The sequence below is a fragment of the Pseudomonas sp. Y39-6 genome (assembly GCF_023651955.1).
Lineage (GTDB): Bacteria > Pseudomonadota > Gammaproteobacteria > Pseudomonadales > Pseudomonadaceae > Aquipseudomonas > Aquipseudomonas veronii.
In genome coordinates, this window is record NZ_CP069594.1 from 1,905,059 (window position 1) to 1,916,173 (window position 11,115).

Annotated in this window: 15 protein-coding genes; 5 read left to right on the forward strand and 10 right to left on the reverse strand. The window is 58.6% G+C overall.

What is annotated here, in order from left to right; translation table 11 throughout:
* Nucleotides 1-8: 8 nt before the first annotated feature.
* From JN756_RS08635 to JN756_RS08660, 6 genes are all read right to left on the reverse strand, one after another.
* Nucleotides 9-2,807: a toprim domain-containing protein gene (locus JN756_RS08635; protein ID WP_201022287.1), complete on the reverse strand. Its 2,799-nt coding sequence runs from the start codon at nucleotides 2,805-2,807 to the stop codon at nucleotides 9-11.
* An 11-nt stretch (nucleotides 2,808-2,818) separates the two neighbouring features.
* Nucleotides 2,819-3,064, reverse strand: coding sequence for a hypothetical protein (locus JN756_RS08640; protein WP_079443088.1), 246 nt, complete (start codon nucleotides 3,062-3,064; stop codon nucleotides 2,819-2,821).
* A gap of 71 nt (nucleotides 3,065-3,135) precedes the next feature.
* Nucleotides 3,136-3,510: a hypothetical protein gene (locus JN756_RS08645; protein ID WP_201021998.1), complete on the reverse strand. Its 375-nt coding sequence runs from the start codon at nucleotides 3,508-3,510 to the stop codon at nucleotides 3,136-3,138.
* Nucleotides 3,507-3,800, reverse strand: coding sequence for an Ogr/Delta-like zinc finger protein (locus JN756_RS08650; protein WP_201021999.1), 294 nt, complete (start codon nucleotides 3,798-3,800; stop codon nucleotides 3,507-3,509). The genes JN756_RS08645 and JN756_RS08650 overlap by 4 nt, the downstream gene beginning before the upstream one ends.
* The gene (locus JN756_RS08655; RefSeq protein WP_079443091.1) at nucleotides 3,797-4,270 is read right to left on the reverse strand and encodes a YmfL family putative regulatory protein; all 474 of its coding nucleotides are present in this window, start codon (nucleotides 4,268-4,270) and stop codon (nucleotides 3,797-3,799) included. Before JN756_RS08655 ends, JN756_RS08650 begins: the two co-directional genes overlap by 4 nt.
* Before the next feature lie 29 nt (nucleotides 4,271-4,299).
* The gene (locus JN756_RS08660) at nucleotides 4,300-4,515 is read right to left on the reverse strand and encodes a DNA-binding protein (protein WP_201022000.1); all 216 of its coding nucleotides are present in this window, start codon (nucleotides 4,513-4,515) and stop codon (nucleotides 4,300-4,302) included.
* Nucleotides 4,516-4,599: 84 nt separating this feature from the next.
* On the opposite strand from JN756_RS08660, the gene JN756_RS08665 reads away from it, so the two are divergent.
* From JN756_RS08665 to JN756_RS08685, 5 genes are all read left to right on the forward strand, one after another.
* Nucleotides 4,600-4,920: a helix-turn-helix domain-containing protein gene (locus tag JN756_RS08665; RefSeq protein ID WP_201022001.1), complete on the forward strand. Its 321-nt coding sequence runs from the start codon at nucleotides 4,600-4,602 to the stop codon at nucleotides 4,918-4,920.
* 9 nt (nucleotides 4,921-4,929) lie between these two features.
* Entirely contained in the window at nucleotides 4,930-5,277 is a 348-nt protein-coding gene (locus JN756_RS08670; protein ID WP_201022002.1) for a DUF2511 domain-containing protein, read from the forward strand.
* Nucleotides 5,278-5,408: 131 nt separating this feature from the next.
* A complete protein-coding gene (locus JN756_RS08675; RefSeq protein ID WP_201022003.1) occupies nucleotides 5,409-5,570 on the forward strand; it encodes a hypothetical protein in 162 nt (53 codons plus the stop codon).
* A 61-nt stretch (nucleotides 5,571-5,631) separates the two neighbouring features.
* Nucleotides 5,632-5,934, forward strand: coding sequence for a hypothetical protein (locus JN756_RS08680; RefSeq protein WP_201022004.1), 303 nt, complete (start codon nucleotides 5,632-5,634; stop codon nucleotides 5,932-5,934).
* A complete protein-coding gene (locus JN756_RS08685) occupies nucleotides 5,931-6,251 on the forward strand; it encodes a hypothetical protein (protein WP_236255091.1) in 321 nt (106 codons plus the stop codon). The genes JN756_RS08680 and JN756_RS08685 overlap by 4 nt, the downstream gene beginning before the upstream one ends.
* 62 nt (nucleotides 6,252-6,313) lie before the next feature.
* Here the strand turns inward: JN756_RS08685 and JN756_RS08690 are convergent, their stop codons facing one another.
* From JN756_RS08690 to JN756_RS08705, 4 genes are read right to left on the reverse strand one after another with little or no spacing between them, the layout of a single operon-like run.
* Nucleotides 6,314-7,582, reverse strand: a complete 1,269-nt coding sequence (locus JN756_RS08690; RefSeq protein ID WP_201022005.1) for a phage late control D family protein — start codon at nucleotides 7,580-7,582, stop codon at nucleotides 6,314-6,316.
* Complete coding sequence (locus JN756_RS08695; protein ID WP_201022006.1) at nucleotides 7,579-8,019, reverse strand: phage tail protein; 441 nt, start codon at nucleotides 8,017-8,019, stop codon at nucleotides 7,579-7,581. Before JN756_RS08695 ends, JN756_RS08690 begins: the two co-directional genes overlap by 4 nt.
* Before the next feature lie 5 nt (nucleotides 8,020-8,024).
* Entirely contained in the window at nucleotides 8,025-11,006 is a 2,982-nt protein-coding gene (locus tag JN756_RS08700; protein ID WP_201022007.1) for a phage tail tape measure protein, read from the reverse strand.
* Complete coding sequence (locus JN756_RS08705; RefSeq protein WP_078049802.1) at nucleotides 10,996-11,115, reverse strand: GpE family phage tail protein; 120 nt, start codon at nucleotides 11,113-11,115, stop codon at nucleotides 10,996-10,998. Before JN756_RS08705 ends, JN756_RS08700 begins: the two co-directional genes overlap by 11 nt.

Consider the following 11,115-nt stretch of genomic DNA (forward strand, 5'->3'; position numbering starts at 1 on the left):
TTGATTGGTCAGGCCTGGAAGTGCCAGCACTTCACGATGGGTTGCTTGGTGATGACTGCGTTGCTGGTCTTGGCCTGGTGAGCCCGTACCGCGCTGTCAGTGGCTTTGTTGATGTCGAGCAGCTTCCGGGAGCGGGAGTCTTTCAGGCGCTCGCGCAGCTCGCTGACGTCGGCGATCTTCTGGCGATGCTCGGCCGCGCACTTCACAAAGTCGTTGAGGTTGATGGCGATGATGTTGTCTTTCTTGCTGTGATTGACCACCGGGCCGTCGGCGTCGAGACCCTCGAGGTATTCGTACACTTCCCAGAATTCGGCCACCACGGGGTGGTCGGAGCTGATTGAAGACTGGCGCTCGATCGCCATGCGAATAATCTGAGTGCGGGTGTGGCTGATCTGCGGTTCAGTCAGAGGGACCACCATGCACAGGCAGTCGAGCAGGGCGAGCAACTGGGCGTGGTTCTTGTTGATCCGCTCCACGCGGATGTAACCGCGCAGCTTGTTGCCGCACTGGTGGCAATCGCTTTGCTCGTCGTGAAACGGGGTCTCGCAGGCGAAGCAATGCGAATGCAGATTGCGCAATTTCGCCTCGTAGCCAGGGATGCGCTGGGCGAATAGGTCCATCACTTCCAGCTCTTTGCGAACGGCCTGTAGAACAAAATTGCTAAGTGTCGAGCCTTCCAGGGCGTTTAGTCGGTCTGCCGCCGCGCGGCTCTTAGGCGTCACGTTCGGGCGCACAAAATGCAGTTTTACGATCCGGGTCATGATCGCTTCAGACGCCACGACAGGGGCGTTCTGGCTGATGGCGATCGTGCCGCGAAATGGGGGCTCGTAGGTCTCGTTGCCGGCGGTTTTAACGCCCTTGGTCGCGAGCGTACCTCCGCCGTAGTAGTCTTTAAGTTCGTCCCACTCAAAGGTCTTGGCGTGGGCCTTGTCGTCGCCGCTGCGGTCAGATTCCAGCAGCACGATGGGCATGCCGGAGACCTGACCCATCAAGCGGCTGCGGCCGGCCTTGGTGGATTTGGACGGATCGAACCCTTCGTAACCGTCCCGGCCCGCCAGTTTCCAGAGCAGGGTGAGCAAGGTGGTCTTGCCGGCGCCGGCTTCGCCCGTGGCCTCAAGAAACGGAAACGATTGGTACCGAGCGCGGATCTGTTCGGCGAACAGTGAGCCAAACCAGAAAGTCAGTGCGACGATGCCCTGCGCGCCGAAGCACTGCCACAGAAGTCCCAACCACTGCTGATCGTATTTTTTGCCATCCTTCTCCAGATCGATCTTCACACCCTTTTGCAGGGTCTTGAGTTTCAGCTTGCCCATCTCAAAAAACTCCTCTTCGTTGATATGGATGACCTGGCCCTCGCGGACGGCGACGTCGTTGAACACGTAGCAGTGGTATTCCTTGCTGTAGCCCACGTAATCGATGGTCTGAACGGTCTTGATACCGAAAAGCTGGTCTTTCATGAGTTTGTCCAACTGTTGTCCACTGCCGGTGAACACGGCCCCGGCGCCCATGCCGAGAAGTCTTTTTTTGAATTCGCTGGCGGCGGCGACCTGACCGCCGGTGAAGGTGTTTTTCACGGAGCCACCGTCGTGCGGGAAGTCGACGCGGAAGAAGTACCAAGACTCGTCGGTGATCTCGTTGCGTTGGAAATAGAGGGCCTTGGGGTAGCAGTTGGCGATTTCGACGACGCAGCCGGCCACGTTCAGCGCTTTCTCCCGGAGCTGCTTTTCGTTCAGCACCTGGGCTTCTTGGTCATCGCTTTTATCCAGTGCCTGTTTGGCGCTGTTGTATTTCGCGATATCCAATTTCCACCAGTACAGGCGGGAGTCGAAACAGAAGTGGAACTCCTCCCGCTCCCTCCACTGGTACATGAGCATTGCCTTGTCGCCGGCACTCTCTGCAATCAGCAGGGCGCCCTGGTGACGGGCTTCCTTCAGGTCTTTTTCGATACGCTCTGCACGGGCTTTTTCGTCGTCAATAAATGCCCAGCGCTGATGCAGATCGTTCCAATCGACCTTGCGTGCATCCGGCTGTGAGACCTGGGCGGCGTCGCAGGTAAAGCCGAGTTCGCGAGCACGTTTGACCCAGCTACGTGTGTATTTGTGAGCGCCTGGCTCGTTGTCCAAGGCCCAAACCAACTTGGGTGTTTTACCGCCGCGCGCGGTGACGAGTGCCTTCAGCGACTCTTCTGGAAACGCGTTTGACGACAGGGCGGCAACAGCAGAGATACCGTTCTGAACGAGCGCGATGGCATCGAAAATGCCTTCAACAATCCACAGCTCGTCTACCTCCAGCAGGTCCAGGCAAGGCGGGCACCACCAATGCCCCCTGTAGCTCTTGAGAGGCTGGAAGCGGGCCTTCTTCTTGCCGAAGCGGGAAGGCTGGTCAATCAAGCGCTCCCAGTACCCACCATGCTCCAGGGGAAAGCGGACGGTTGCTGAGCCGATGTTCAGGTCGCGATCGAAGTAGCTCTCCTGGGTGTACCAGCCCTCAAGCAGCTCGACGCGAAAACCTCGGGCAAACGACAGGTACGCCTTGGCACTGGCAGCAGGCTGATCACTGGTGGCCGGCGCACGCTTGCTCCAGTCGTCGAACAGGTCCGGGTACAGCTCCTTGGTCGGAGCCATGTACCGGCATTTTTCCTCGCGGCCACAGCGTATGAACCAAGGTTCGTCGTGGCGGGAAAACAGGCGTTTCTGATTGCACTGCGGGCAGGTGCCCTTGCGCATGTAGTGCGTGCCGACCATGTGCTGCAGGCCGTAATCAGATTCCAGGCGCTGAAGTACATCAGCGCGGATCTGTTGCTCCATGGGCTTGCGATTCACTGCGCATGCTCCGCAACAGCCACGACGAGCTGCTTTTTCAGCTCGCTGCGCGTCTTGCAGATGCCGGCCAGGTAGGGCAAGTCCTCAAGCACCTTCGGTGCCCGCTGACCGCTCGGCACATTCCGGTAGCGATCGGAGTACCAAATATCAGCCATGGTGACTTCGTACTGAGTGGTCAACCACAGCAGGTATTGCTGCGCCTGCTGTTCGTCCAGCTCCAGTTTTATGGTGATTTTGCTCATTTCGGCCACCAGTAAGTTGCAAATTTCCCCTACCCACGCGGTGCGGGCATCAATGAGGAATGGGGTTCGGATTAGTGCGGGAGGTTGCGAGTCAGCAGCAGCCGTGTGGGAAGTAAACGTGCTGAAACGGGGTGTCGCTGTTGGGTGCAGTTATCGAGCAGCCAGATGACCGGGCGGTACGCGCCGCTGTTGGGGTGAACGCCAAGCCAGGCAATACGCTTGCAGGTCATGTTCTCGAACTCAGAGACGGCCAACTCAGCGATGCGCTGCACCAGATGCTGAGGGACTTCAAGAGACAGCGTCAGGTACCGGGCGCAGTTGTCGAGCAATTGACTGTCACCGGCCAGATGCTCGCAACGGTGGCGGTAGAGGTAGGCCACCGCCGCTTGTTGCATCGCGGCACGGTAGTCGCTGGTGGGGTTAGTAGTCAGGGGGGTGGTTTTCATACGGTTGTGGCCTCCATTTCCAGCTGGTCCAACAGATCGGGTTGATCGTTGGCGGTTTTCATTGCCTGGCGACGAATGACCACGTCCGCAATCGGCAGCTTTACAGCTGGGTTGGGCATGCCGCTGGGGCTCAGTTCGTGGGTCATTTGAAATTCAGCACGCACCGACCAGCCGCAGGCTTCGTTGGTGCATTGCATGTAGGTGATGCGCAAAAAGATGTGCTGGCCTTCGCTGGTACGGATACGCATGCGGCCGTGGCAATGGGGGCAGACAAGTTTGTAGGTGCTCACTGTACGGTCCCCTTGCTGTGCAACTGGATCGTGGCAAGCACTTCTGAGTGGCGGGCAGACATATAGCGGTTATGGGCAGCGATGATTGCCTCGGCTTCATCCGGCTCAATCACTCCATCGTCCAGCGCCTTGGCGATGATCTGGTCGACGACGCCCCGCTTGGCAGCCGCGTTGACGGAGCGGCTGTAGAGGTCGACGTTGTCCAGCTTCTCTGGCTTCGCCAGGGGAACGAACATGCCTCCGTACAGCGCCGCGATGTACTCCGGAAGGTGCGTAGTTCCTGCGTCCTGTTCCAGGCAGTGGATTTGCTCGTCCGTCAAAGGCCGGCTGCCGGCGTTTTCGTAGATGTGGTTATCGAACTTTTTGAGTTCGTAACCGAGGCGAGCTGCTGCGCATTCACGACCACCTTTGTAGTCATTGATCACAGCGCTCATTACTTGTCGCTTGGTCGCTAGAACTGGGCGTTTCATCTTCTGGTTTCCCCTTGGAGCCAGAGGCCCTAGTTTGTGATCACGCCGTCTTTCTTGATGCCGAGTAAAACGGCGGCGCGATGAGCCTCACCGCGCAGGCACTTTTTCTGCCCGTTCAGTACCGCATACACGGTTGAGGGATGAAGGTCGTACTGAACGGCGAAGTCCTTCACGGACATACCCCTTAGTTCCAGGCGTGTTCTAGCGTCCTGGCACGCTTGCTCGGGTGCGTAGGTGGCGTGCATAGTTCGGATTCGTGTGATTTCGCGTAATGGTGTGATGATACTGGTTCATATATTTGAACCTGTCAATGCTTGAGGTTCAGAAATATGACCATCAGCGTTCGGCTGAAGGAAGAGAGGTTGCGCCTAAAACTCAGCCAGACTGATTTGGGCGCGGCTGGAGGGGTCGGAAAAACCACTCAAATTAATTATGAAAAAGGCGCCGGAAGCCCGGATGCGACTTATTTGGCAGCCGTGGCAGAAAAAGGCGTGGATATTTTTTATGTGGTCACAGGTCAGCGCCTGTCTTTGGAGGACAGAACGCTGTCAACCGATGAAGTGGATATGGTCGAAATCGTGCGTTCTTTGAATGAAGACGACAAAGGCGCAGTGAAGCGGCTCTTACAGGCATTCAACCAGAAACGATAAGGAAGTCTGATGAACCAGGGAAACAAGGTTTTGATATTGATTAGCGGGTTGCTGCTGTCTCTGACGTCGGTTGCTGACGGAAGGGAGCGGTCCATATCAAGCGCGGATTTTGGAGAGGCGTGGCCTTTCACAGTCGACAGCGTCGACCTTATGTGCGACGGACCATCGCCAAAAGCATTGGCCAGGACCTCTGATGGAACCGTCTATGCGCTAAATGGGAGTGCCCGCACGATCGCCAAAAGTCGCGGTTGGGCAGACGGACAGGACATTACAAAGCCAAACCCTTCCATGCCGGCCATAAAGATGGACTACAGCAACTTCGTACAAATCGCGCAGGACTTATGCCCGAAGCCGTGATCCGTTTTCTGAAAATTATTACGTAGGATTGTGGCGCACCTGCACACGCTGAAAATCCTTCTCTCCACCGGGTGCTTTGGTTGGCACCTAGGTTGGTGCCGGGCATCCGGATGTGTTGAAGGGAGTGACACATGTCCGTGAGTAACGGGGAGCAGGCCAAGCAGTCGGAGAGCGTTGAGTTTGAGAATTTGAATCAGCGCGAAAGGTTGGTTTTGCAGATGTTCAGGCAACTTGATCAGCAGCGACAAAAGGACATTCTGCGGTTCATTGATGTGCTGTTAAACGCGAAGTGACGGAGGAACCCGGCAATGCCGGGTTTTTGATTGAGGTTGACCCAGAGCATAGGGAGGGCACGTGTCTAGCGATTATCAAAGCCTTGATACAGATCGTCTGAAGCAAGTATTCAAAGAGCGCATAACAAAACCAAGATGCCCGTTTTGCGAGCACGATGATTGGGTGTTGCCTCATGTTACAGGCTCTACTGGTGTACGGATTCCCTGGGCGTTTGGGCAAAATTTTGCTCTGAGTGGCCCAGCTGCGGTGATGCTTTACTGCAAAAATTGTGGGTTCATGCGCTTGCACGCCCTTGAGGCATTGGATGGTGTTCTTGTCGAGCCCGACGTAATTGAAGTCGGTCCGCCCAAGGAGGCGCTATGAGCGAGCCGTTCGAGCTGGTTAACCTGAATGACAGGTTCCCTGGTCGCTTCGAGGGTGACAGAAATGGAGGTGGGGACGATAATGGAGCCAGACCCCCACCGGGACCTCCGGGAGATGATCCAATGGAAGCGCGCGTAGCGAAACTTGAAACCCACGTTGAGTACATCCGTAGAGACCTGGATGAAGTCCGTGGTGACGTCAAAATCATCAAAAATAGGCTGGCCTATTTCGCTGGTGCTTCGCTGGTTATCGTGGCCATTCTGGCGTGGGTAGTGAACAATCGGTTTGACCAAGTACTTCAGCTGCTGACCAAATAGGTATCTGATCTTCATTTAAACCCGGCGATTGCCGGGTTTTGTTTTTGGGGACGGGTGAATCCTTATACGTCTACGGCCTGCATTTTTTTCCATTCTCGATCCACCGCCCGCTTGGCCGTCTTCTCGCTCGCGTATAGCCACCGCAACCGTCTCGGTTTCGACTGATCCCCCGCTGTAATCGTCTTTTCCTTCCCGGTTTTATGGTCCCGGTAGTACGCGATGATCCCCGTGTAATCGCCTTTGTTCTCTTCCGCCAGGTCTTCAACATTGTCCTCCGGCAGCTTGCTCTCTAACTCCAGGCTGACCGTGTACCCGCCGTCCGCACTTAGGCTGTGCTGCACGTTGCCGCCGTACCAGATGATCTCGTCGATTTCTGCCTTCACGCCCTGGAGCGTGTACGTCAACTCGGGGATCAGATCCGGCCGGCCCATGGCCAGGTTGTAACTGAGCGTGGCACTGCCGCGTTGCAGGCGTCGGAACTCAGACCGGGCAGCGCGCAGGGCTGACTGTTGGTCGCTGTATGTGTGGCGCAGGTCTTTGAGGTTGTCGCCGCCGCCGGCAATGGCTTCCTGTTTTTTTGCACTGTTCACGTCGTAGTAGTACGCACGCACGCCGTCGTAGCTGTCGCGGTCGGCCTGCAGGTATCGGTGCTGGTCACCATCGGCGCGGGTGAGGGTGATGTGTGGCAGATCCAGGCCGCTGGCGGTCTTGCCTCCGCCGGCCGGTAGGCACAGCAGGCAACCGGCTTTGACGCTGGCCACCGCGTCGAATTCTTCGCCCAGGCGGCTGATCAGGTTGGCGTCGGATTCGTTGGCCTGGTCGAGCTGCAGGATGGGCAAACCGCCGAGCGCGCCGGCAATGGTGGCGGTGAGGCCGTTGCCGATGGCGATGTCGCCCAGGACTTTGCCGAGGGTGGTGTTGCTCCAGCTGCGCTCGCGTTTGGTTTTCAGGCCCTTGCGCAGGTCTGCCGATCGAGCGCGGATGCTCAGCACATCCGGCGCGCCGCTGTGTTCGGTTTCGTCGACGGTATAGGTGCCTTTGTCCACCAGGCCGGAGTCGCTCCAACCCAGCCACAACCGCAACACCGCGCCCTTGGGCGGGATCGCGAGTAGGCCGTCGTGGTCGCTGAGGGTGATGTTGAGTTGATCCGCCTCGACGCCGCGGTTATCGGTCAACTCCAGGCTCATCAGGCGCGGGCTGACCAGTTGCGCGATGTCCATGCCGTCGACGGTGAGCCTGAAGGCCGGCACGGGATAGGCCGCGTCACGGACATACTGCTCGGCGGTGCTGCGCACGTAGCCGGTGACTTTGGAAATGACCGATTCGATCACAGCAGGCCTCGCAGGATGTTGACACCGATGCTGGTAGCCGTGCCGAGCAGGTCGATGCGGTCGTCGTCGGTACGCTTCAGGCTCAGGGTGAACTCGATGCGCCGTGGGGTGCCGTCGCTGAAAAAGATGGTCTTGGTCTCGCTCATGCTTTCGATCACCCACAGGCCGTAGATCCGGCCACTGCCTTCGACCATGGGCCATGCCTTGCCGGTGTTTGCCATCAAGCGCAGTGTGTCGAGGCTGAGGGCGCTGCCGGCCAGCTCCGGGAGGATGATGCCGGGGAGGGTGATAGCGTCTTCGCCACGGCCGACGAATTGCCGCGCGGGAGCGGCGCCGAAGCGGTTGTTGCTGGCGTGGCGCCAATCGGTTTGGCGTTGCAGCTCCTGGTAGGCGGCGGTTCTGAGGCTGAACACGAACATGCCGAGGGCCATCATCATGGTGGTTATTCCAGGTCAGAAAGTTTGCTGCGCTGACGCGCTTTCTTTTCGTTTTCGATGCGGGCCAGCATGGCGCGCACGCTCTTTTCCAGGCTTTGCAGGTCTGTGCCAGGCCCGGCGGTGATGGAGAGTTCGTAGGTGTCGTGGCTGTCGTAAACGGCTGCGGCGGGCGCACTGCTGATGGGTGGAGTGTTATCCACGGCAAATGCCGGCATGGCGGTGGCGCCCAGGGCCAAGGTGCCGGCGGCGGTCAGCTGTTTGCTCATGCTGGTCAGCGCGTTCAGCGGGCCTTTCTGCCCACCTTCCAGGCCTTGGGTGAGGCCCGCCATGGTGAACCCACCCAGCTCCGCGAACACCCGTGACGGGCTGTGGATGCCGAGCTTTTCCTTGAACCAACCGATGCTGGCGTCGCCGATCGAGCTGATGGTGTCTTTGACGGCGCCGAGACCGGCTGTCAGCCCATTGACCAGGCCATTCACGATCATGCTGCCGAACTCGGTGAATTTCCCAGGCAGTTCCACGCCGAAGTAGTTCATAACCCCGGAAAAGGCCTGGTAAAACAAGCCAAGGGGGCTGAAGTTAGTGATCAACTGAAGAATGCCAGAGAGGCCCTGGTCAAAGCTGGTCTTGATATTTTCCCATAGGTTGACGGCACCAGTGGCGATTGAGCTGATGCTCTGCAGCAGCGTCATGATCATGTTGCCGAAGGCTGCGCCGAACCGCAGCCCCATCGATTGGGCTGCGCCGCCGACGTCGTCGACCGGTTTCAACAGATCACTGAACCAGCCAATCAGGCCGCTGATACCGGCTGAGATCATGTCGAACAGTGGTTTTACGATGCTGCCGAGCAGCCGCAACGCAGTCCCCACAATAGGTATGGAATAGGCGGCTTTCGCCAGACTGCTCAACAGCCCGCCAAATTTACTGAATCCACTGAGCACGGGTTGCAAGGCTGCGGTAAGCCCTTGCCAGAAGCCGAGGAAGAAACCTTTTATCGGCTTCCAGTATTTGTAAACAAGGAAACCAGCAGCGATGAGGGCTGCAATTGCTGCCATCAACCATCCAATAGGTGTTGCGAGTATCGCAGTGCCGATTGTGCTGACAGCACCACCCAGTGTGGTAGCGAACAGGCGGGCACCCTGGGCCAACATAGGGAACACGTTACGAGCCAACCCGGTCAGCGTGGGGAGCAACCGGCCGAGCATCTTGGTGATGCCGCCACCCTGGAGACCGAACATGGTCATGCCGTAGCGCAGCACTGCAAACGGTCCCAGCATGCTCGCCATGGTCAACGCCAGGCCACCGAACACGAATGCCAACGCAGCAATCGCGGCCACGACCTTGACCAGGCCGCCGGCCAACTTCGGATTCTCCCTGGCCCAGCTGCCGATGCTGTTTGCGATCTCGCCCAGGGTTTTGATCAGGTCCTTCAGGTCCGGCGCAACGGCCGCGCCGAACTCCGCCATTGCGTTGGTGAAGCTGCCTTCAGCGGCTTCCATGATGTTGGTCAGGGTGTTGAGCTGTTCGTTGACTCGGGTACGCAGATCGGCCTGAGTTTTCAGCTTCTGTTGGACCTCCTGGTATCCGGCCAGCCCCTTGTTCATCATGGTGTTCAACGTGGTCAGGGTTTCAGCGTCATCCCCGAACAGCTTCTTGATGATGGCGTTGCGGTCGACGTCGTTGAAGGCCTTGAGCTTTTCAACCTGGGCATACAGGTTCTCCAGACCGGCAAAGTTTCCCTTGTCGTCGGTGAACTTGAAGGACACGCCAGTATTGCCACCTGCCGCGATCTTGTTGGCGCTATTGACGTGGTCCCCGTCCAGCCCTGCCTGGAAGATTTTGCGGAAGGCGTTGCCGGCGGAACCGCCCTCCATGCCAGCCTGGTCCATCATGATCAGCAGCGGCGCGAGTTCCTTGGCTGCATCGATCCCTGACTTCTTGATGACGTCCATCACCGGGGCGATTTTGCTGAAGCCCTGGAGCATGTCGCCTGGGTCAACACCGGCATAGAACCCGCGCTGGATGGTGTCCATCAGGCCCATCATGTCTTTTTCAGTGGTGCGCGTGGCGTCCTGCATCTTGGCGGCAAATTCCGCCGCCTCAGTTGCCTCCATCTTCAACTGAACGCCCAGATACGCAGCCGCCTCACCCGTGCCGCCGAGGATGCTTTGCGCGCTCAGGCCCTGACGCCGAAGCATGGTCATCATGTTCTGGAAGTCGGCCGTGGTGCCTGGCAAGCGGTCGCCCAGCTTGGTGGCCAGGTCGGTGATCTTCTGGAAGTCCTCCGAGACCTTGCCGGTGTCGTCCATCATCGACACCTTGAGCTGTGTGGCGGAATCCTCATTGGGCGCGAAGGCTTTGACTGCGGCGGCAATGGGACGGCTCGCCGCGTAGCCCACGCCCAGCCCTGCGGCGCCGTTCACGGCGAGGTTGCCGGCGGCGCTCTGGGACTTTTCCATCTGGCTACGAGCCAACGCCGCGCGCTTGTGCTGGGCGCTCAGCTCGGCCATGCGCTTGCCTTGCGTGCTGATGCTGGCGTTGGTGGCGTTGATTTGCTCGCGCAGCTGGCGCTCATGGGTGCCGAGATTTTTAGTGCTGATGCCGGCGTCGTAGAGCTTCGATCGCAGCCCTTGCAACTGCACGTTCTGCTGTTGGTGCTGCTGCTTGAGCCGCTGGGCCTCGCGCACCGCTGCTTGAAAGCTCCTGGTCATCGCCCTGGTCGGCGCGTCGGTCGCGGCGAGTTCCTGGCTGAGGGATTTGACTCGATCGCGTGCAGCGGTGAGTGACGCGCCAGTTTGTTCAGCGGCTGCCCGCTGAGCCCGCCAGGCGCTGACGTCTTTCTGCTGGGAGGTGAGTTCTTTCAGGCGGTCGCGAGCAGCCTTTAGGGCGCGTGCGGTCTCAATGCCCCCTTCGCTGATGTGCTTCAGCGGGCGGGTGGCCTTGTCGATGGTACTGAGCAGCACCTGAAGTCGCAGATCATTTGCCATCGGTCGAACTCCGCACCCGGGCGCGCTCGCGCCATTCCATCAACTCTTGCAGGCCCAACTGATCCATATCAGCCGGTGCCCAGTGAAAAACCACCGCCAGGTCGGCCAT